Origin of the sequence: Solibacillus sp. FSL K6-1126 (assembly GCF_038003445.1) — a bacterium.
In the GTDB taxonomy this organism is placed as follows: domain Bacteria; phylum Bacillota; class Bacilli; order Bacillales_A; family Planococcaceae; genus Solibacillus; species Solibacillus silvestris.
The window spans coordinates 2,760,388-2,782,142 of sequence record NZ_JBBOPD010000001.1 but is presented as its reverse complement, the minus strand read 5'-3'; the positions used below and the strand labels follow the sequence as shown (position 1 = coordinate 2,782,142).

Here is a 21,755-nt window from a genome sequence, read left to right as displayed (position 1 = left end):
CAGTATGCTACAATTAATTCAAAATGATAGAATCCGTGAAACAATTAACGGGAAAACAGTAATTACGAAAAAACCAGAGCTTTTAGCACCAGCAGGAAGCCTGGAAAAATTAAAAGTAGCCGTACACTACGGTGCCGACGCTGTATTTATCGGTGGCCAGGAATTTGGTTTACGTTCAAACGCAGGGAACTTCACGATTGAAGAAATGAAGGAAGGCGTTGAATTTGCAAACAAATACGGTGCCGTTGTATATGTAACAACGAATATTTTCGCTCATAATGAAAACATGGACGGGCTGGAAGAATATTTGCAAGCAATCGAGGGAGCAGGCGTAAAAGGAATTATCGTTGCAGACCCGTTAATTATTGAAACTTGTAAAAAATGTGCACCTTCTCTAGAAATCCACCTTTCAACACAACAGTCTTTATCCAACTGGAAAGCGGTAAAGTACTGGAAAGAAGAAGGGTTGGAGCGTGTTGTTTTGGCACGTGAAGTAGGCGGAGAAGAAATGCGTAAAATGAAAGAAGAGGTAGACATTGAAATCGAAGCATTCGTGCACGGTGCAATGTGTATCGCTTATTCAGGGCGCTGTACGCTTTCAAACCATATGACGGCACGTGATTCAAACCGTGGCGGCTGCTGTCAGTCTTGCCGTTGGGATTATGACTTATATGAAAATAATGACGGTGAAGAAGTGGCATTGTTTAACGAAGGCGAAGCACCGTTTGCAATGAGCCCGAAAGACCTGAAATTAATCGAATCCATTCCACACATGATTGAGTTAGGTATTGACTCATTAAAAGTGGAAGGCCGTATGAAATCGATTCACTATATTGCTACAGTTATTTCTGTTTATCGTAAAGTAATTGATGCATACTGTGCAGACCCGGAAAACTTTACATTTGAAAAAGAATGGCTGGAAGAATTGGCGCGCTGTGCAAACCGTGCAACTGCTTCGTCATTCTTTGAAGGTGAGCCAAGCTATAAGCAACAAATGTTTGGTTTCCATTCACATAAAATGAAGTGGGATTTTGCTGGTTTTGTAATGGATTATGATGCCGACACTCAAATGGTTACATTGGAACAACGTAACTATTTCAAGACAGGCGATACGGTTGAATTTTTCGGCCCTAATATGGATACATTCAAAATGACGGTTGGCCAGCTTTGGGATAAAGACGGCAATGAACTAGATGTTGCCCGCCACCCGCTACAAATCGTTAAATTTAAAGTTGATCGCTCATTATCACATTTTGATATGATGCGAAAGGAGAATAATTAAATGTCAAACCGTCCAGTTGTAATCGGTATTGCCGGTGGTTCATGCTCAGGTAAAACCAGCGTGACACGTTCTATATATGATGTTTTTCGTGAACATTCAGTAGTTGTAATCGAACAGGATTATTATTATAAAGACCAAAGCCATATGACGTTTGAACAGCGTCTGGAAACGAACTATGATCATCCGCTGGCATTTGACAATAATTTGCTGATTGAGCATATTCATCGTTTACTTGCCTATGAATCAGTGGAAAAACCGGTCTATGATTATGTACAGCATACGCGTTCAGATGAAGTCATTCATGTGGAACCAAAAGATGTAATCATCGTCGAAGGAATTTTAGTGCTGGAGGACGAGCGTCTTCGTGATTTAATGGATATTAAATTATTTGTGGATACGGACTCTGATTTACGTATTATCCGACGCATTCAACGCGATATTAAAGAACGCGGTCGCACAGCTGATTCGGTAATCGAACAGTATTTAACTGCAGTGCGTCCAATGCACAATATGTTTATTGAACCTACTAAGCGATATGCAGATGTAATCATCCCTGAAGGTGGGGAAAATAACGTTGCAATTGACTTAATGGTAACGAAAATAAAAACAATTCTTGAAACTGAATCGAACTTGTAATATGATGATGTAGTATTTACAATAATTACATTTTAAATTGATAGAACAACATAAATAATTAATCATAAAATTCGGCTGCCCGTATTACGGTGTAAACTTCTTCTAAAAGAAGGGATTTACACATACCGTAAACTAGTAGTCGGGTTTTCTGTTATTTATGAACAAAATACGTGAAAATAACATTTAAATTTATACGTATTTTTTTAGAAATAGAAATAGAAAACGCAAAAAGTAAACGTTTTCAAGTTAATACTAAGGAGTGGGAATAATGTCAAACGAAAAACAATATCCAATGACACTTGATGGAAAACAAAAATTAGAAGATGAATTAAACACATTAAAAACAGTAAAGCGTCCGGAAGTAGTAGAGCGCATTAAAGTAGCTCGCAGCTTCGGTGACCTTTCTGAGAACTCTGAGTACGATTCAGCAAAAGAAGAGCAAGGATTTGTGGAAGGTCGTATTTCTTTGATTGAACAAATGTTGCGTAATGCTGTTATTATTACTGAGGACGAAACATCAAATACAATTTCTTTAGGTAAAACAGTTACATTTGATGAACTGATCAACGGTAAACGTGCAAACTTCGAAGAATCATACACAATTGTTGGTTCAGCTGAAGCCGATCCGATGGAAGGTAAAATTTCAAATGATTCTCCAATTGCTAAAGCATTGATGGGCAAGCATGTGGATGATGTTGTAAAACTGACAACACCAGGCGGAGAAATGGAAGTTATTATTTTAGAAGTAAAATAATTATTGGAGCAGTTAGCATAAATTGCTAGCTGCTTTTCTTTTGTTAAGTACTGGAAAACTTTTCAGTGTTTAATTTCCGTGCAACCTTTGATGTTCTAATGCTAAAATAGGTTTGCATAGGAGGAATTGAAATGGAACGAAAAAGACGATTTCAAACACGACAACAGTATGCTGAACAAAAATCAAAACAGACGAAATTTCAGAAAGCGGATAAAAGATTAAATTACTTAATCGCCGTAGTCGCTGTATTAATTGTGGCAACATTAATTTTTATTATTACGCAAGAGCCAAGCCCCAAAAACGAAGCCGAAAAACAAGATTCACCGGCGGAAGTAGCTACAGATGTTCCGGAAGATGATGCTGGGCAGGAGACGGAAGATAATGAAACAGAAACCAATGTCCCGGAAGAAGCAGAAGAGGAAGAAAACTCTTCGGATGAAACGGAACAGCCGACTTCTGAATCGGATAATATGGTAATTCCTTCCGATGATCCGGCAGTAAAAGAAGTGATTACAAATCCGAATTGGCCGGCCTATCCGACGGCACAAACTGGTGAACATGTATCGACATATGAAAAAGGGCATATTGATTACGAAGAAAAACTTAAAGCAATATTTAGTGTCATCGATTTACAGCAGGAAAACAGTATTGTGCTGCGGGTGAATAATAACGGTAGCGCGGAAAATGCAATTGCCGTTGTCACATCGATGGATAAAGAACAGAAATACCGTGTAAGTATTGAATGGGTCGACAATGAAGGCTGGAAACCGATTCAAGTGGAAGTTTTATCAACATTGGAAGGTTCACAATAACGCGTTTAGTGAGCAAGTTTAATTGGAGGAATGAATAAATGACAATAGCAGTAATCGGCGCAATGGAGCAGGAAGTAGAATTATTACGAGGCGCACTACAAAATACGAAAACGGAAACAATCGCAAACAGTGAATACACAACAGGTACATATGAAGGCAAGGAAGTGGTACTTTTAAAAAGCGGTATCGGTAAAGTGAATGCGGCAATGTCTACTACAATCCTATTGGAAAAGTTTAATCCGAAAGTTGTCATCAATACAGGATCTGCAGGCGGTTTTGATGCAGCATTAAAAGTTGGGGATATTGTTATTTCGGATGAAGTACGTCACCATGATGTAGATGTAACAGCTTTTGGCTATGAGATCGGTCAAATGGCTGGGATGCCGGCAGCATATAAATCGGACGAAAATTTAATGGAAGTCGCAAAACAGGCAGTAAAAGAAGTGGGAGAGCATAATTACAGTGTAGGGCTAATTTGTTCAGGCGATGTATTTATGAGCAATCCTGAGCGTGTTGAAGCAGTACGAAAAGATTTCCCTACAATGAAAGCCGTGGAAATGGAAGCAGCGGCTGTAGCGCAAGTATGCCATCAATTCAATACACCGTTTGTTGTCATTCGTGCACTATCAGACATTGCAGGACAAGAATCAAGCATGTCATTTGATGAGTTTTTACCTGTTGCAGCAAAACACTCAACAGAAATCGTATTAAACGCTATTACAAAATTATAATTCGGATCAAAACGATAAATGCCCAATCACAAAAAAGATTGGGCATTTTTTTATCATGTTTAAATTTAATGTTTGTTTGAAAACTTCCTTTCAAATCAAAGGAGACTTATTCTTTCTCTCCATGCTTAAACTGCTGGTAAAGCTTAATAAGTGCCCGTTTTTCAATGCGTGAAACATAGCTGCGTGAAATATTGAGTCTTTTAGCAATTTCCTTTTGGGTATGCGGGTCGAAGTTTTGGAGCCCATATCGGTAGGAAATAATTTCGAGCTCACGCGGATCTAATGTATCTAAATAGCGATACAGTTGGGCAAAATCTTCCTGTCGTTCAATTTTTTCGATTGTTGAAGGTTCGTCAAGCTGCAGTAAATCCCGGATTTGAAGAGACTGCCCATCTTTATCGATACCAATCGGCTCAAATAACGAGACATCCTTTTGCACTTTTTTTTGTGCACGAAGATGCATCAGAATTTCATTTTCGATACATCGGGCGGCATATGTGGCGAGACGTGTCTTTTTTTCTGGTGTGAAGCTGCTCACGGCTTTCATAAGACCAATCGTGCCAATTGAAATATAATCATCAAGCAAATCGTGTGAAGGATGGAATTTTTTTACGACATGTGCAACTAAACGCATGTTTCGCTCAATTAATTCAACACGAGCGCTTTCATCCCCCTTTATAAAACGATTGATGACTTCCTCTTCTTCCTCGCGTGATAACGGTTTATAAAACGTCTGCCCTTTTAAATAGCCTAATAATGCGGGAAGCTCAAGCCAAAGTTGAACCAATGCTGTCACAAAACCGCTCAAGCAATTAACATCCTTTCATCTTTTCGACAGTATATGATGAATTTTGCGCAGAAATGAAAAAAAGTGTAAGAGCGATATTTTGCTCTTACACTTTTTTCAATGTAAACGTACTTACCATTAATAATGCTAATACCGGAAAAAGAATAAAATAAAATGTTTCAGATAACGTATTTGTAAAGAAATATGAAATAGTTAGTAACGTACCTGCCGCTGTAATTGGCAGACCTACAAAATAGCCTGTTGAATCCATTACATTGAATCGAGCTAAACGCAACGCACCGGCAGCGATGAATAACACGGGCATCATCATTCCTGTAAATCCTGCATTCATTAATGCCATTTCATACATTAAAAGGGCAGGTGCCACACCGAAGGAAATAATGTCTGCCATTGAATCAAGCTGTTTTCCCAATTCGGACTCCTGATTAAATTTACGGGCAACTTTACCATCATACCGATCTAAAAAAGCAGCGATAAAAATTAATAATACACTATAGCTATGATACTCATTCAATGTAGCCATAATTGCAGCCCCACCAAATGACATATTTGTAATTGTAATAATATTAGCAGCATTTGCTTTTATTTTTTTAAATGTTGAATCGACTTTTTGAAGTAGAAACATTGGAAAACACTCCCTTGCACATCGGCTATATTCTATTATACTTGTTCTATTAAAAAAAGGTAATAGTTAATTCATATTAAGACCTATCTTTGTATGGCCAGTCATTATATAATTTACTTTTATCCCGTTCACTTTATCAATACTTAATTAAAACCGGAGGACCTAGAATGAAGGAAAAATTATACCGGAATATGATAGAACTATCAAATGGTAAAATCTCTTCGAAAATTTTACAACAGATTGCTCAATCCCGTTTAAGTAAAAATTTTATTCGTAGCTATAGTCAAATATACGGAATTAACATACAAGAAGTTTCAAAATCTCCAAAAGAATTTACGAGCCTGCATGATTTTTTTGTTCGTCAGTTGAAAGAAGAAGTGCGTCCGGTAGATGTTCGCGCGGATATATTTGCGAGTCCTGTTGATGCGAAAATAGAAGCTTTCGGCAATATTGAAGATCAGGAAATGTTTACTGTGAAAAATAAGCCGTATTCTTTAATTGATCTAATGGGAAATGAAACACAGGCAAAGAGGTATAATAATGGCAAATATATTGTTTTTTACTTGAGTCCTGCAGATTATCACCGTATTCATAGTCCGATTGATGGTGTTGTTACGCGACAATACATACTTGGGCAAAAGTCTTATCCTGTTAACCAGATGGGCTTACAATACGGGAAAAAACCGATCAGTCATAATTATCGTATGATTAGCGAAATTAACTATGAAAAAGATCATTATACAGCATTCATTAAAGTAGGAGCGACATTTGTGAATTCAATCGAACTTACGAACACATCCACACAGTGGAAAAAAGGCGAAGAAGTTGGCTATTTTGCTTTTGGCTCAACTGTTGTAATGTTATTCGAACAAAATACAATTGAATTTACGGAGAATGTAACAAATGGGGCGAAGATAAAAATGGGAGAAGCCTTTGCTACTATGGTATAATGAATAAATAAATTTTGAGTTAGGGGTTACGGCTTTGTACAACTTTTTATTACCAGATGAATTTATTCGCAGTGTATATGAAATTACACCGGAAAAATTAAAGGATTTAGGCATTAAAGGGATCATAACAGATTTAGATAATACGCTTGTTGAATGGGACCGTGCTGATGCAACGGAAGAGCTTGTACAATGGTTTGAAATGTTGCGTGAAGCAGGCATAAAAATTATCATTGCCTCAAACAACCATGAAGCACGGGTGCGCCAGTTTGCAGAACCGCATGGCATACCGTTTATTTTTCGTGCAAAAAAACCATTAGGTGCAGCATATTATGCGGCCCTTGTTCAGCTGCGTCTACGTCGCCATGAAGTTGCGATGCTGGGAGATCAGCTATTAACAGATGTGATGGGTGCAAAACGTCAAAAACTTTATACGTTTTTAGTTCGTCCTGTTGCTGACTCTGATGGACTCGTTACAAAATTTAACCGCTTCGTCGAACGTCGTGTATATAACGATTTAAAGCGAAAAGGAAAGTATCCTTGGGAAGACTAAAAACGACCCAAGTTTTTTTGCATGAATGTGCAATAGTAGTTAGGAGGAAATAGTGAATGAATGAAATGCCACAATGTATTGGCTGTGGAACAGTGATTCAAACTGAAGATAAAAATGGATTAGGGTATGCACCTGCATCCTCGCTGGAAAAGGAAATGATTATTTGTCAACGTTGTTTCCGTTTAAAAAACTATAATGAAATCCAACCTGTTAGTTTAACGGATGATGATTTTTTACGTATTTTAAACGGCCTTGGACAACAGCAAGGTCTAATCGTAAAAATCGTGGATATATTCGATTTTAATGGCAGCTGGCTACCAGGTTTACACCGATTCGTTGGAAATAATCCCGTTCTTTTAGTAGCAAATAAAGCAGACCTTTTACCTAAATCGGTAAAAGAAAAGAAAGTAATTAACTGGTTAAAACGTGAAGCAAAAGCGCTTGGTTTGAAGCCTGTTGATGTGAAGCTTGTTTCGGCACATAAAGGATTAGGCATGCAGGAAGTCGTTGAAGCAATTGAAGAATACCGTAATGGCAAAGATGTATATGTTGTAGGTTGTACAAATGTCGGCAAATCGACGTTTATCAACCGGATTATTAAGCAAGCTACAGGTGAAGGAGAAATTATTACAACTTCTCATTTCCCGGGAACTACGCTTGATATGATTGGCATTCCGCTAGATGACGGATCATCTTTATATGATACACCTGGTATTATTAATCATCACCAAATGGCACACCATATCGATTCAAGTGAATTAAAATATATTATGCCGAAAAAAGAAATTAAACCAAAAGTGTACCAGCAAAATGCTGGACAAACCCTATTTATCGGTGCTCTTGCCCGTTTTGATTTTATTCAAGGCGACCGTTCGGCATTTACTGTCCATGTGGCAAATGACTTACCGATTCACCGTACGAAGCTGGAACGTGCGGATCAATTATATGAAGAGCACAAAGGTGAGTTACTGGCACCTCCAACATCTAAACATATCGATCAATTACCGCCATTAGTGCGTCACGAGTTTTCGATTAAAGAACCGAAAACAGATGTAGTCATCTCAGGGCTAGGCTGGGTTACTGTGCAACATGCCAATGTTGTCGTAGCAGCACACGCACCAAAAGGCGTAGAAGTATTCATTCGCCCGTCACTGATTTAACTGAACGGTCTCTTCATCAGTAGGAGCAAGTGTTACTTTGTAGTGAATGAATGGTAGTAGGAAAGAGGGAAATGTCGATGAAAAAGTGGTTTGCGGTTATTGGGGATCCGATTGCACAGTCAAAATCTCCAGAAATGCATAATGCATGGTATGAAGAGGAAAATGTGGATGCAACGTATATTCCGATACACGTGAAGCCAGAACATCTACAACAAGCTGTTGCATCATTCAAACTGTTAGGGACAAGTGGCTGGAATGTAACGATTCCGCATAAACAAACGATCATTCCGTTCCTGGATGAACTCGACGAACTTGCGGAAAAAATGGGCGCGGTCAACACGGTCGTGCGCACTGCAGAAGGTAAATTAAAAGGCTATAATACTGATGGTCCTGGTTTTGTAAAATCACTTGAGCATGCGATCGGTACAATGAAGCGTGACGCACCGATTTTACTAATCGGAGCAGGTGGCGCAGCCCGTGGTATTGCATTTGCTCTACAGCTTACAGGTTATAAAAATATAACTATTGCCAACCGAACAGTTGAAAATGCACAGCGGATCATTGACGACATGCATGCCGGCAAAGCTGTTTCTATGCAAGAAGCAGAACGAAGCCTGGCTAATTTTGAAATTTTTATTCAAACAACACCAGCAGGGATGACAACAGGCAACTTTGCATTACCATTTTCGCTTGAAAAGTTCCCGGCAGGCGCAATTGCTGCAGATATTGTGTATAATCCATTAATGACGCCATTTTTGCAAGCGGCTGAGCAAAAAGGTGCGATAATTATCAATGGATTAGGCATGTTCGTGCATCAAGGTGCGATAGCCTACGAACACTGGTTAGGTCATTATCCAAATACAAATGCAATGATTGCCCGTTTAACGGCGCAATTAGGAGGAAATTATGTTAACAGGTAAACAAAAACGTTTTTTACGTGCTGAGGCACATCACTTAGATCCAATTTTCCAAGTTGGGAAAGGTGGCGTAAATGATGCAATGATTGCACAATTGCGCGATGTATTGGAAGCACGCGAACTTATTAAAGTACGCATTTTAGACAACTGTGAAGAAGACAAAAATGTCGTGGCGGAAGAACTGGCTGCCGGTACTCGTGCAGAGCTCGTTCAACTGATCGGTTTGACAGTTGTATTATATAAAGAATCACGCAACAATAAAAAAATCGTATTACCTAAAGTAGCTACGAAATAAGGTGAAGTGTAATGAAGAAAGTCGGTCTTTTTGGCGGAACCTTTAATCCACCGCATATCGGACATTTAATGATGGCCAATGAAGTGTATGCAGCGCTTGGTTTGTCGGAAGTACGCTTCATGCCGAATGCAAAACCGCCTCATAAGGATTTGTCCCGCTCGGCAACAAATGCACAGCGTCTGCGGATGGTTGAGCTGGCGATCGAGGACATTCCATATTTTCATGTGGAAACATATGAACTTGAGCGCGGAGGGGTATCCTATACATTAGATACAATGAAAGCGTTGTGCGAAAGAGAACCACAAACACAGTTTTATTTTATTATCGGCGGGGACATGATCGATTCTTTGCATACATGGCACCGTATCGATGACTTAATGGAACTTGTCACATTTGTTGGAGTAAAGCGCCCTGGCAGTGAAGCAAAATCAACCTACGATGTGTGTATGGTGGAAGCTCCGCAAATTGACCTTTCTTCAACATATATTCGAAATCGATTACAGCAAACAGAGGCACCTTTACAGTTTTTATTGCCTGCTGCAGTTGAACAGTATATTCGAAAGGAAGGTTTGTATGGAACGTCAAACGATGCTGGCAGCGATTAAAGAGCGAATGCCCGAAAAGCGGTATATTCATACGATTGGTGTAATGGAAACAGCGATCCGTTTAGCTCAGCAATACGATGAAAATCCCAAAAAAGCTGAGATTGCGGCAATTTTCCATGATATCGCTAAATATGCGGATGTTGCCTGGATGAAGCAAGTTGTAACCGAGCAGCAGTTGGATGCACGCCTGCTTGACTGGGGTGCTGAAATATTGCATGGTCCGGTCGGTGCCTGGATTGTCGAGACGGAATTCCAAATTAATGATGAAGCCATTTTAAATGCAATTCGTTACCATACTACCGGACGTGCGAATATGACAACTTTTGAGAAAATTATTTATGTAGCAGATATGATTGAACCAAATCGTAAATTTCTCGGTGTAGAGGAACTAAGAACATTGGCAGACATCAGTTTAGAGGATGCATTCCGGGCATGTGTGACCCATACGCTCAGTTTTTTAGTTTCGTCACAGCAGGCGATTTACCCTGTTTCAATTGAATGCTACAACAGCTTAATAAGAGAGGAATAAACATACATGAATGAAACGTTATTAAATATTACGTACAAAGCAATCGATGACAAGCGAGGAGAGGATATCGTTGCATTGAATATGCAGGGGATTTCACTTTTAGCTGATTATTTCATCATTGCGGAAGGTAGCTCAGAGCGCCAAGTACAGGCAATTGCACGTGAAATTAAAGAAAAAGCAGAAGAAGCGGGTTACACAGTACGTAAGCTTGAAGGCTTTGACACAGCACGCTGGATTTTAGTCGATATGGGTGATGTTGTTGCACATATTTTCCATAAAGATGAGCGTGCCTATTACAACCTAGAGCGCCTATGGGGAGATGCACCACAACTAGACGCGCCACAAATGGACAATGAATAGTTATGAGCGTTTTGCAGAAGTTTATGATGAATTGATGACCGATATCCCGTACACGGAATATTTGGAATGGATTCAGACATATGCACCTGCACAGAACTATAAAAATCTGCTCGATATTGGCTGTGGTACAGGAACACTTGCATTAATGTTGCATAAAGCGGGTTACGCTGTATCAGGGATTGATTTATCGGAAGAAATGCTATCCATTGCCAGTGCCCGTATGGATGCTGAGAAAGTTACAATGCCTCTTTTTGCTATGTCAATGGACGAGCTGGAAGGCTTCAGCGACTTGGATGTTGCCATTATTCCGGTTGACTCGATTAACTATGTAAAAGAGCAGCACAATGTAATGGAAACATTGAAGCGGATATTTGACAGTCTTCGTGAAGGCGGACAGCTATTCTTTGATGTACATTCATTATTTAAGATGGACGATATTTTTCTGGATGGTCCTTTTACGTTTGATGACGGGGAAATTTCTTATGTTTGGCATACTGAACCGGGTGAAGAACCGCATTCCGTGTATCATCAGATGACGTTTTTTGTATTAACAGAAAGCGGACTGTATGAACGTTTTGACGAGGAACATTATCAGCGCACATTTGCATATGGGCAATATGTGAAATGGCTGAAAGAAATCGGTTTTTCTCATGTTGAAGTGACGGCAGACTGGACGACAGCACAACCGACTGATGAAAGCGAACGAATTTTTATTCGGGCGGTTAAATAAAATAGTCGAAAAAGTAAGTTTCGGCAGTTTTGATTGAAATACCTTTTCATAAAGAAGTGGAATTTGTATAGTGGAGATAAGCTCCATATATAAAACCTTCTTTATGAAAGGGTGTTTTTTATTTTGCAGCCATTTCTGGAGAAGTATAAAAAGCAAATTGCCCTACTGGGCGGAGTAGTTGCAGCGATTTTAATTTACTTATTAGTCTTTGATGATTCCTCTAACCGTGCTACGATCGAAACAATTGACCAAATCACACTTGCTGCAAGTGATGAACCTTCCACAATACCGGAAACGGAAATCGAAACTGAATCTAAGCCAATAGTGGTGGATGTAAAAGGCGCGGTAATATATCCGGGTGTGTACACATTATCCGAAGAACAACGGATTGTCGATGCTGTTGAAGCGGCAGGAGGATACACGGACGATGCCAATCCGGTGCTCATTAACCATGCTCAAAAGCTTCACGATGAAATGGTAATCTATATACCGAAAATAGGGGAAGAACCTGAAGAGTTAATGGAACAGATAATACAGGCGAGTCCGGCAACCGGTTCCGGTAGTGGAAGTTCCAACGGGAAAATTAATATAAATAAAGCATCTGAAGGGGAATTGACTCAGCTGCCAGGAATTGGCCCAGCCAAGGCGGCTGCGATTATTCAGCATCGGTCCGAACAAGGAAATTTTCAAATCATTGAGGACTTAAAAAATGTCACGGGAATCGGTGATAAGACATTTGAACAGTTAAAGGACTTAATTGATGTAAAATAAAGTGAAACTTCACTCAGTGGGGACGTTCTTTCCCCGCGGATTAGAAGGAACACAAGCTAAAACCGTCACGTCCTGTGACAACGCTTGTGTGACCAACATCAAGTTGGTCCGAACCAATCGGGCTTTTACGGGTAATTTTGTCTCTGCCGCTACGCTTTCGAGGCAGATAAATTACTACCCGTTAATGTGGGATAAAGTGAAATTTCTGAACAAACCTGCATTGCGAATGACAGGAACTACGTTTAAACTGATAGGTGACAAAACATTTGGGGGTTATCATATGGAGCGAATTACTTGGGATCAATTTTTTATGGCGCAAAGTCATTTACTCGCATTAAGAAGCACATGCAGCCGTCTTGCAGTAGGTGCGACAATTGTACGGGAGAAGCGCATCATTGCCGGCGGATATAATGGATCCATTTCAGGTGACGAACACTGTATCGAAGAAGGTTGCTATGTTGTGGACAACCATTGTGTCCGCACAGTGCATGCCGAAACAAATGCATTACTGCAATGTGCAAAATATGGTACGCCAGCAAATGGTGCGGATCTTTATGTCACACATTTCCCATGCCTGCCATGTACGAAGACAATTATTCAGGCCGGAATTAAAAATGTGTATTATGCAAAAGATTATAAAAATAATAATTATGCAATGGAATTGTTCAAAAAAGCTAACGTCCATGTTGCACATATTCCATTTGATGAAGCAAAAATTGACTTTCTGCAAGATGAAAAGTTCGCACTAACCGCTGAAATGCTCGAAAAACTTCGTGAGTTAGGCGCAAGCCGCGATCAATTGCTCCCATTAGAGGAGAAGATGCATGCTTTATTTGGTAAACTTATTCAGGCATAACTGGATTTTTTACGCCTTGTCGATTTGTATTAGTGCACTTGCTGCATTTGAATCGGGAAGGCTTCTTTTACTGCTTGCTTTATTGTTATTATTTAGTCATTATAAACGACTGTTAAACATTCATCTGTTGCTTATTTTAATTGTTGGGATTGGGAGTTACAGCTATTTCTCCTATGAGGCCAATAAGCTTTCATTGCCGGTTGAGCTTCCCGCATTGTTGACATGGACCGATGAGTACAATATAAATGGTGTGATGCTGCGAGGATTCATGATTAATGAATCGGGAGAGAAAGTATATGTCACCTATGAATTGAGAAATGAAAAAGAAAAACAGCGCTTTGAGGCACAGCAGCTCGCTGGTACAAGTTTTATTGTAACCGGGAAGCAAGTATCCCCATCAATCCCTGCACACCGCTATGGCTTTTCTATGGCCCGCTATTTGCAAAGCAGAAATGCAAGAGGAATCATCGAAATTCAACAGCTTCAATATTCCCATCAAAAAAAATCCATTATGCAGCCTATTTTTGAACAGCGCTTTCAGTTAAAGCGCCACATTGTCGAAACTTTCCCGCCGTCGCTTGCAGCAGAGGCGCAAGCTCTATTGATTGGTTTCCAGGAAAATGTCGATGACCAATTAAATCGTGCCTATCAAAAGCTTGGGATTACCCATTTATTCGCGATTTCGGGTTTGCATGTCGCACTTGTCTCATTCCTGTTTTTTCAGTTGTGGCTTCGCTTGAGGATTCGTAGAGAAATCGCTACAATTTTACTGCTTATTTTATTGCCGTTATATGCAGTTTTAGCAGGAGGAGCACCGTCTATCTGGCGTGCGGTCAGCGTCGTGGAATTAATCATGCTTGCGCAGTATTTTCGCTGGAAAATACCGATTGATGATGCACTGTCAATTAGCTTTATTATGTTTGTATTACTGGAGCCTGGTGCAGTTTTTCAAGTCGGCTTTCAGCTATCGTATTTGGCTACTTACAGCTTAGTATATTCCGGCCGTATTTTAGCGCGCTATTCTAATTTTTGGGTACAATCTTTTTATATTACTTTTGTTTGTCAAATCCTCGTTTACCCTTTGTTACTACACCATTTTTATGAAATCAGCCTTTCCTCTTTTATCGCCAATATTTTTTTCGTCCCTCTATTTTCCTTTATTATTTTGCCAATCAATTTATTTGCTCTTGTACTGACTTTTTTGCCATTCCCGCTTGACTCCTTCCTGTTTTATATTTATGAGCCCTTGCGTACAGCGCTGACAAATTTCATTCTTTATATTCAGCAGCCGATTGTTCAAATGTGGAACCCTGGTAAACCTTCAATTATGTGGCTGATCCTTTTATATAGTTCTGTTTTTTTCGCTTTTTATTTGCTCGATCAGCATGCTCCGTTAAAAAAGGTCTTCATTGCTTTAATACTGCCTGCTTTTATATTTCATGTACAGCCACTTTTGCATAGTGATCTAAAAATTGCTTTTGTCAATGTCGGTCAAGGGGACTGCATTGTTATTGAGTTACCACGCAGAAAATCGGTGATCGTTATCGATGCAGGGGGCTTATTACGATTTGAACAGGAAGAATGGAAGGAGCGCAAAACCGTATATGAAGTTGGGCGTCAAGTTGTTGTTCCCTATTTGAAAGGTCGAGGGATGCAAACAATCGACACATTTGTGCTGTCACATGCGGATGCCGATCATGTAGAGGGGGCTGAAGAGGTGTTGCGGGAAATCCTTGTAAAGGAGGTTCATGTGACACCAGGCTCGATCGCTAAGCCGGTTATGAATGATTTTTTGTATGAGCTAGAGAAAACAAATACAAAACTGATCGAGAAAATGGCTGGTCATAAGTGGCAAATCGGACAAACTGCTTTTGAATATTTATGGCCGCTGGAAATTGAATATGAAGGAAATAATGATTCCCTCGTTCTTTTCGTAAAGCATAATGCATTTCGCGCATTGTTTACAGGGGATTTGGAGCAGGAAGGCGAGAAGGAGCTGATTCAGCTTTATGAAGAGAAATTGCGAAATATCGATTTGTTAAAAGGGGGGCATCATGGCAGTAAAACATCTAGCATCGAGGAATTTGTCACAGTAACAAACCCTAAATTTGCCGTGTTTATGGCAGGAGAAAATAACAGATACAATCATCCGCATATTGATGTTGTTAATCGGTTTGAATCGAAAAATATCCCATACGCAACAACTGGATTAGATGGTACGGTAGAAGTCTCCATCTCTGAGAATCAAATATATATAGAAAAATCGAATGCTCTTTTCAGGAAATAAAAAAGTGGGATGATTTCTCATGTTAATAAGAAATCATTCCACTACTAAGGAATTACAGACGTGTAGCTGCTTCTACGATTATTGCAATAATAAACAATACGATGAAGAATCCGCCACCGATGGCGAAACCGTAACCGGCATCTGGGAAGTCATTGCTTTTCATCGCGCGGCCACGACCTTCAAATGGGTTTTCAGCTACATAGTTTGGATCTTGATGTCCTGCCATAAGTATCCCTCCTAATCTTCAATAATTATAGAATATTCTAACTGAAAATGCTATATGAAATGCTAATTATTCCTTTTATTGGTTTAGTATATCGTTGAGATTTTCAATAAATATCCATAAATTAATTGAGAGGAGATAGAAAGGATATTTTTTTCATGGCATATTGAGATAAGAAACTGGACATCCTCAATAACGTAAAAAATGGTATACTTAGAACTACGAAAGTAAAGGAGGTTCCCAGTATGATAACAAAAGTATGGCAAGATTTTAAAAAGGGGAATTTCGCACCGGTTTACTTGCTTGTAGGAGAAGAATCCTATTTTGTAGATGAAACAATTAAGCAGTTGAAGGCGGCTCTTCAAAAAAATGAAGAAGCGGAAATCATGACCTTTGACTTAAATGAACAGCCGATTGATTATGTTATTGATGAAGCGGATACGATTCCGTTTTTTTCGGAACGTAAATTAATAATAGCTAAAAATGCATCATTTTTAAAAGCGACTGAAAAGGGCAAAGAAAAGATTGACCATGATTTAAAGCGCCTTGAAAGCTGGCTGCAACATCCTACTGATACAGCCATTACCGTATTTATCGCGCCGTACGAAAAGTTGGATGAGCGTAAAAAAGTAACGAAGCTTATGAAAGAAAAATGTACAGTGCTTATAGCGGAAACACCTCAAAACAACGACTTGAATGTATGGGTAAAAAATGAAGCACAGCAGCATGGGAAAGCAATTACAGATGAAGCAGTCGTTAAGCTTCTTGAAATGGTTGGTCCCAATATGCTCCAGCTTCAGATGGAAATAGAAAAGATGGCCTTGTATTTAGGTGAGGATCATGAAATTACACGTGAACTTGTAGATGATTTAGTAGCAAAAACGCTTGAGCATGATGCATTTAAAATGCTGAATGCCTATTTGGAGCATAATCAAGAAGAAGCGCTCAAAATATATCATGATCTATTACGACAAAAAGAAGAACCAATCAAACTTGTAGGCCTCTTAGCAAATAATATCCGGACGATGTCCAATATTTTCTATTTGCAAAAAAAGGGGTACCATCAGCAACAGATTGCAAAGCAGCTTAAAATTCATCCATACCGAGTGCAGATTATTTCAGGTCAAAGAAACCAACCATCCGACCAGCGTTTACTACAAGCACTCTATAGTCTGGCGGAAGTAGATCTCCAGTTGAAAACAACAGGCGGAAATCGTGAGCGTCATCTTGAGCTGTTTTTAATGAAGAAACTATAGAAATTATCATATTCTAGAAAACAACGAAAAAAGCCAACTGTGCGGATGCACAGTTGGCTTTATAAGTTTACAATTAAGCTTTTTTCGCTAAACGAGACTTTTTACGAGAAGCCGCGTTTTTGTGAATAAGACCTTTAGAAGCAGCTTTATCTAATGCTTTAGAAGCAGCAACTACTAATTCTTGTGTGTTTTCAGCACCTGTTGCGATCGCTTGCTCAGCTTTTTTAACTGTAGTACGCATTGCAGATTTTGCTTGTGCGTTAGCAGCGTTAGCTTTTTCGTTAACTTTTACACGTTTGATAGCAGATTTAATGTTTGGCATTTCTTTCACCTCCTAGATTTAGGTACGAGATGAGTATTTTCTCACTTATTCATGTGTCAATACAACAAAAATCATTCTACCAAAGGATTGAAAGAATTGCAATACATAAATGCAAAGAATATTTACTTGACAGTTTGAACAAACTGAATTGTGGAGGTGCATTATGAAAAAAATTGATTGGAATCGAACAGATTTAATTGATGAAACAGCAGAAGTTGTCCAACATCAAACGAAACAACAAAAGGAAACATTGGAACATGAACGTGGCATTCACATGGAAGAATCCCAACAAAATCGTGTCAAAATCACAAAAGTTGAAGTGAATGCTACTGGGGAAGAAAGAATAAGTAAAAAGCAAGGGACGTATATAACGTTGTCGATCCCTACATTAACTTCGGAAGACCGACATGGATTTGAGCAAATGCAGGAATCTTTAATCCATTACCTGCATGATCTGCACAAGGATGTCAAGATTACGGCGGATTCAAAAATTCTAGTGATCGGTTTAGGAAACAAGACGATTACCCCAGATGCGATTGGCCCTTATACAATCGATGCGATGCATAAAAAACAATCGGAACTGGATTCCCCGAAGTTTATTTTGTATGCACCAGGTGTTACAGGGCAGACAGGATTTGAGACGAGCGATTATATTCATGCATTGGCAGAAAAAATTAAACCTGCACTTGTTATTATCGTCGATGCGCTTGCAACAAGCGGAAGTGCCCGCTTATGCCGGACAATCCAACTGACAGATACCGGCATACATCCAGGTGGAGGTGTCGGCAACCATCGCAAGGAAATTTCAAAGGAAATGCTCGGCGTACCGGTAACAGCGATCGGAGTTCCGACAGTTGTGGAAGCACCTATTTTAATAGCCGATGCAATAGATGTAGCATTCAGGTCGATTGCGGCTAAAATACAGGAAAGAGACAAACCTTCAGGCAAGCTCTCAGTTACAAGCTGGACACCTGTAAACGAGGAAGTCGATTTAACGAAAGTTGAGCCGATTTTCGGTCAGTGGGCAACATGGCCGACAGAAGATCGACGACAATTATTTGAAGAAGTATTCAGTACCCATCCGGAGCGGTTGATGGTTACTCCGAAAGAGGTTGACTTCTGGCTGAGTCAATATGCATTTTTACTAGGCGAAGGCTTGTTTAAATGGCTTGAAGAAAAACAAAAAGCCGGTAATTAACCGGCAATTTATTTTCTGAACAATAAAAGCTAGTTATACGTTCTAAGTTTTACTCTTCTCCCATATTGTATTGGAGAAAGGGTGATGTGTTTGCGGAAACTAAAACGCTTCTCATTATTGTTCTTATTTTTATTTTCACTGCCTATCATTATTGGGCAATTCCCTTTTCCAAATAATGAAATGACTACACAAAAAAGTAAAAGTGAACGTCCCCACGTTGTTTATGCGGCGGCAGAGCCAATTGTGACAGTACCTGAAGAACCGAAAATTGATCCATTCAATGTACTGTTGATGTTCACACATTCACACGAATCCTATAAGCCAATCGTCAAAAAAACAAAAGGGATGCAGGCAGTTTATGATGAAGAAATGAATATCTTTTCACTACAAGAAATGATGCAGCATTATCTTGAATTAAACGGTTTAACACCACATATTGTAGATTTTGATGTTATGACCGAAATGAAACAGGTTGATGCAACATTTCACCAAGCGTACAAAGTGGCTCGACCTGTATTGGCACAGTATTTGGAAGAAAACGAATATGAACTTGTAATCGATTTTCACCGGGATTCAGCCCCTAAAAAAGTAACGACACTTACAGCAAATAATGAACAATATGCAAAAATTGCTTTTGTTGTCGGCGCGGAACATCCTGCATATGAAGCGAATTTAGCTTATGCAACAATGCTGAGTGAGCAAGTGAACAGCATTGTGCCTGGCATTTCACGAGGAATTATTAAAAAGTCTGGTACTGGTGTAGATGGTGTTTATAATCAAGATCTTGCAACAAATGTATTGCTGATTGAATTTGGGGGTATCGACAACACCGAAGAAGAACTTCAACGAACGATGGCGGTTTTAGCACAGGCGATTCGGGTTGCTTTCGTTGAATCAGCAGTTTAAGTATTAATTGATTTACAAATAGCAGGCGGGTAGTGTGAGACACGTAGAGCAATTTCAGCACGGCTACTCGCTCAAATATGAAAAACCGTATTTCGCTATAGTTTAGTGCGAAATACGGTTTTCCTATTGTAGGTGAAGGTTCGCTGTTGTCGTTTTACTACAATTCATAGTATAATTTAAAATACGTTATGCCTCTATGTTCCATTACTTAAAATTGGTGGGAGATAGAGGCTGTATTTTAGTAGAAAAGTAAATGGATGAATAACCTACATATGTAGTGACACCAACCCTAAATGGGCTCAGGTGTTTTTTCTAATTAGGAGAGGAATAATACATGAACCGAGAACAACGTTTAAAACGACAAGAGAATATCCGAAATTTCTCGATTATTGCACATATTGACCACGGAAAATCAACTCTTGCGGACCGTTTATTGGAAACGACGCAAACCGTTACACAACGCGAAATGAAATCGCAGCTGCTGGATTCTATGGATCTTGAGCGTGAACGCGGAATTACAATTAAATTAAATGCCGTACAATTGAAATATAATGCTAAAAATGGCGAAATCTATACATTCCATCTGATCGATACACCGGGTCACGTCGATTTCACATATGAAGTATCACGTTCATTAGCGGCATGTGAAGGTGCTATTCTAGTAGTAGATGCTGCACAGGGAATTGAAGCACAAACGCTGGCTAACGTATATTTGGCATTGGACAATGATCTGGAAATCTTACCGGTAATCAACAAAATCGACTTACCTGCTGCAGATCCGGAGCGTGTTCGCGCTGAAGTGGAAGATGTGATTGGGCTGGACGCTTCTGAAGCAGTACTTGCATCAGCAAAAGCAGGAATTGGGATCCAGGATATTTTGGAGCAGATCGTTGAAAAAGTACCTGCCCCACAAGGTGATCCAGATGCCCCATTACAAGCACTGATTTTCGACTCTGTATATGATGCATATAAGGGTGTTATCATTTCAATCCGTATTGTAAATGGTACGGTTAAAGCCGGAGATAAAATTAAAATGATGGCAACAGGTGCAGAATTTGAAGTAATTGAAGTAGGGATTCATACACCAAAATCGGTACCACAAGCTGAATTGACAGTTGGTGATGTAGGGTATTTGACAGCATCAATTAAAAATGTTCAGGACACACGTGTAGGTGATACAGTAACTTTTGCAGGCAGCCATGCTGCGACAGAGCCGCTTCCAGGTTACCGTAAACTAAATCCGATGGTGTATTGCGGTCTTTATCCAATTGACACAGCAAAATACAACGATTTACGTGAAGCACTTGAAAAACTGGAATTAAATGACTCTGCATTACAATATGAGGCAGAAACTTCTCAGGCATTAGGATTCGGTTTTCGATGCGGATTCTTAGGACTATTGCACATGGAAATTATTCAGGAACGTATTGAGCGTGAATTCAACATTGATTTAATCACGACTGCGCCTTCTGTAATTTATGAAGTGACAAAAACGGATGGTTCGGTATTGAAAGTGGATAATCCGTCAATGATGCCGGATCCGCAAAAAATCGACCGCATTGAAGAGCCGTACGTAAAAGCGACAATCATGGTACCGAATGATTACGTAGGTGCTGTTATGGAGCTTTGCCAGAAGAAACGCGGTAACTTCTCAGGGATGGATTACATCGATGACACACGTGTAAAAATCGTTTATGAAATGCCTTTAGCTGAAATTGTTTACGATTTCTTTGATTTCTTAAAATCAAATACGAAAGGCTATGCGTCATTCGATTATGAATTAATCGGATACCAGCCTTCTAAGTTAAGCAAAATGGATATTCTGCTAAACGGTGAACAGGTAGATGCATTAAGCTTCATCGTACACAAAGACTTTGCATATGAACGCGGAAAAGTAATCGTTGAAAAATTAAAAGAGCTGATTCCGCGTCAACAATTCGAAGTACCGGTGCAAGCTGCGATCGGTCAAAAAATTATTGCCCGCTCGACAATTAAATCAATGGGTAAAAATGTACTTGCTAAATGTTACGGCGGTGACATTTCACGTAAACGTAAATTACTTGAAAAGCAAAAAGCGGGTAAAAAACGTATGAAGCAAGTAGGTTCAGTAGAGGTTCCTCAGGAAGCATTTATGGCTGTACTGAAAATGGATGATAGTAAATAGTATTTGTAAAAGGCAGATAGAGCAATCT

25 protein-coding genes are annotated in these 21,755 nt (G+C 39.5%); 21 read left to right on the top strand and 4 right to left on the bottom strand.

The genetic code is table 11. The features are described 5' to 3' along the window. Window positions 1-4: 4 nt before the first annotated feature. From MHH44_RS13850 to mtnN, 5 genes are all read left to right on the top strand, one after another. Window positions 5-1,282, top strand: a complete 1,278-nt coding sequence (locus tag MHH44_RS13850) for a peptidase U32 family protein (RefSeq protein WP_008407642.1) — start codon at window positions 5-7, stop codon at window positions 1,280-1,282. After that, window positions 1,283-1,918: a uridine kinase gene (gene udk, locus MHH44_RS13845; protein ID WP_008407640.1), complete on the top strand. Its 636-nt coding sequence runs from the start codon at window positions 1,283-1,285 to the stop codon at window positions 1,916-1,918. It begins immediately after the preceding gene. 268 nt (window positions 1,919-2,186) lie between these two features. Beyond that, entirely contained in the window at window positions 2,187-2,672 is a 486-nt protein-coding gene (greA, locus tag MHH44_RS13840; RefSeq protein ID WP_008407639.1) for a transcription elongation factor GreA, read from the top strand. A 131-nt stretch (window positions 2,673-2,803) separates the two neighbouring features. Beyond that, a complete protein-coding gene (locus MHH44_RS13835) occupies window positions 2,804-3,484 on the top strand; it encodes a YrrS family protein (protein ID WP_340798867.1) in 681 nt (226 codons plus the stop codon). A 38-nt stretch (window positions 3,485-3,522) separates the two neighbouring features. Beyond that, window positions 3,523-4,215: a 5'-methylthioadenosine/S-adenosylhomocysteine nucleosidase gene (gene mtnN, locus MHH44_RS13830; protein ID WP_008407635.1), complete on the top strand. Its 693-nt coding sequence runs from the start codon at window positions 3,523-3,525 to the stop codon at window positions 4,213-4,215. Window positions 4,216-4,321: 106 nt separating this feature from the next. Here mtnN and sigK read toward each other — a convergent pair whose 3' ends face one another. Then, window positions 4,322-5,023 (bottom strand): RNA polymerase sporulation sigma factor SigK, encoded by a 702-nt coding sequence (gene sigK, locus MHH44_RS13825; RefSeq protein WP_008407633.1) that lies wholly within the window; start codon window positions 5,021-5,023, stop codon window positions 4,322-4,324. 85 nt (window positions 5,024-5,108) lie between these two features. Beyond that, window positions 5,109-5,648 carry a CDP-diacylglycerol--serine O-phosphatidyltransferase gene (pssA, locus tag MHH44_RS13820; RefSeq protein ID WP_008407632.1) on the bottom strand — a complete coding sequence of 180 codons (540 nt, stop codon included), beginning with the start codon at window positions 5,646-5,648 and terminating at the stop codon, window positions 5,109-5,111. Between the two features lie 167 nt (window positions 5,649-5,815). Here pssA and MHH44_RS13815 point away from each other — a divergent pair, with 167 nt between their 5' ends. The 12 genes from MHH44_RS13815 (at window position 5,816) to MHH44_RS13760 (ending at window position 15,658) form a co-directional block, all read left to right on the top strand. Beyond that, window positions 5,816-6,598 (top strand): phosphatidylserine decarboxylase, encoded by a 783-nt coding sequence (locus MHH44_RS13815; RefSeq protein ID WP_008407630.1) that lies wholly within the window; start codon window positions 5,816-5,818, stop codon window positions 6,596-6,598. Window positions 6,599-6,632: 34 nt separating this feature from the next. Next, a complete protein-coding gene (locus MHH44_RS13810) occupies window positions 6,633-7,148 on the top strand; it encodes a YqeG family HAD IIIA-type phosphatase (RefSeq protein ID WP_014823368.1) in 516 nt (171 codons plus the stop codon). Between the two features lie 56 nt (window positions 7,149-7,204). Continuing rightward, a complete protein-coding gene (yqeH, locus tag MHH44_RS13805) occupies window positions 7,205-8,308 on the top strand; it encodes a ribosome biogenesis GTPase YqeH (RefSeq protein ID WP_339262485.1) in 1,104 nt (367 codons plus the stop codon). Between the two features lie 77 nt (window positions 8,309-8,385). Then, a complete protein-coding gene (aroE, locus tag MHH44_RS13800) occupies window positions 8,386-9,228 on the top strand; it encodes a shikimate dehydrogenase (protein WP_339262483.1) in 843 nt (280 codons plus the stop codon). Then, window positions 9,215-9,520 (top strand): ribosome assembly RNA-binding protein YhbY, encoded by a 306-nt coding sequence (gene yhbY / locus MHH44_RS13795; protein WP_008407625.1) that lies wholly within the window; start codon window positions 9,215-9,217, stop codon window positions 9,518-9,520. Before aroE ends, yhbY begins: the two co-directional genes overlap by 14 nt. Before the next feature lie 11 nt (window positions 9,521-9,531). After that, window positions 9,532-10,125: a nicotinate-nucleotide adenylyltransferase gene (locus tag MHH44_RS13790; protein ID WP_339262480.1), complete on the top strand. Its 594-nt coding sequence runs from the start codon at window positions 9,532-9,534 to the stop codon at window positions 10,123-10,125. Beyond that, window positions 10,094-10,654, top strand: coding sequence for a bis(5'-nucleosyl)-tetraphosphatase (symmetrical) YqeK (yqeK, locus tag MHH44_RS13785; protein ID WP_339262478.1), 561 nt, complete (start codon window positions 10,094-10,096; stop codon window positions 10,652-10,654). Before MHH44_RS13790 ends, yqeK begins: the two co-directional genes overlap by 32 nt. Window positions 10,655-10,660: 6 nt before the next feature. Beyond that, window positions 10,661-11,014, top strand: a complete 354-nt coding sequence (gene rsfS, locus MHH44_RS13780; protein ID WP_008407622.1) for a ribosome silencing factor — start codon at window positions 10,661-10,663, stop codon at window positions 11,012-11,014. Beyond that, complete coding sequence (locus MHH44_RS13775; RefSeq protein ID WP_340798866.1) at window positions 11,007-11,744, top strand: class I SAM-dependent DNA methyltransferase; 738 nt, start codon at window positions 11,007-11,009, stop codon at window positions 11,742-11,744. The genes rsfS and MHH44_RS13775 overlap by 8 nt, the downstream gene beginning before the upstream one ends. A 123-nt stretch (window positions 11,745-11,867) precedes the next feature. Further along, window positions 11,868-12,515 carry a helix-hairpin-helix domain-containing protein gene (locus MHH44_RS13770; protein ID WP_340798865.1) on the top strand — a complete coding sequence of 216 codons (648 nt, stop codon included), beginning with the start codon at window positions 11,868-11,870 and terminating at the stop codon, window positions 12,513-12,515. A 280-nt stretch (window positions 12,516-12,795) separates the two neighbouring features. After that, complete coding sequence (locus MHH44_RS13765; protein WP_008407617.1) at window positions 12,796-13,371, top strand: ComE operon protein 2; 576 nt, start codon at window positions 12,796-12,798, stop codon at window positions 13,369-13,371. Beyond that, a complete protein-coding gene (locus MHH44_RS13760; RefSeq protein ID WP_340798864.1) occupies window positions 13,340-15,658 on the top strand; it encodes a DNA internalization-related competence protein ComEC/Rec2 in 2,319 nt (772 codons plus the stop codon). Before MHH44_RS13765 ends, MHH44_RS13760 begins: the two co-directional genes overlap by 32 nt. Before the next feature lie 52 nt (window positions 15,659-15,710). Here MHH44_RS13760 and MHH44_RS13755 read toward each other — a convergent pair whose 3' ends face one another. After that, the gene (locus MHH44_RS13755; protein ID WP_008407615.1) at window positions 15,711-15,884 is read right to left on the bottom strand and encodes a YqzM family protein; all 174 of its coding nucleotides are present in this window, start codon (window positions 15,882-15,884) and stop codon (window positions 15,711-15,713) included. Window positions 15,885-16,126: 242 nt separating this feature from the next. On the opposite strand from MHH44_RS13755, the gene holA reads away from it, so the two are divergent. Beyond that, window positions 16,127-17,137 (top strand): DNA polymerase III subunit delta, encoded by a 1,011-nt coding sequence (gene holA / locus MHH44_RS13750; protein WP_340798863.1) that lies wholly within the window; start codon window positions 16,127-16,129, stop codon window positions 17,135-17,137. Between the two features lie 73 nt (window positions 17,138-17,210). Here the strand turns inward: holA and rpsT are convergent, their stop codons facing one another. Beyond that, the gene (gene rpsT, locus MHH44_RS13745) at window positions 17,211-17,459 is read right to left on the bottom strand and encodes a 30S ribosomal protein S20 (RefSeq protein WP_008407613.1); all 249 of its coding nucleotides are present in this window, start codon (window positions 17,457-17,459) and stop codon (window positions 17,211-17,213) included. A gap of 163 nt (window positions 17,460-17,622) precedes the next feature. Here rpsT and gpr point away from each other — a divergent pair, with 163 nt between their 5' ends. The 3 genes from gpr (at window position 17,623) to lepA (ending at window position 21,727) form a co-directional block, all read left to right on the top strand. After that, window positions 17,623-18,657, top strand: coding sequence for a GPR endopeptidase (gene gpr, locus MHH44_RS13740; RefSeq protein ID WP_008407612.1), 1,035 nt, complete (start codon window positions 17,623-17,625; stop codon window positions 18,655-18,657). An 84-nt stretch (window positions 18,658-18,741) separates the two neighbouring features. Further along, window positions 18,742-19,563 carry a stage II sporulation protein P gene (gene spoIIP, locus MHH44_RS13735; protein WP_087615989.1) on the top strand — a complete coding sequence of 274 codons (822 nt, stop codon included), beginning with the start codon at window positions 18,742-18,744 and terminating at the stop codon, window positions 19,561-19,563. A gap of 334 nt (window positions 19,564-19,897) precedes the next feature. Then, a complete protein-coding gene (gene lepA / locus MHH44_RS13730) occupies window positions 19,898-21,727 on the top strand; it encodes a translation elongation factor 4 (RefSeq protein ID WP_008407610.1) in 1,830 nt (609 codons plus the stop codon). Window positions 21,728-21,755 lie beyond the last annotated feature (28 nt).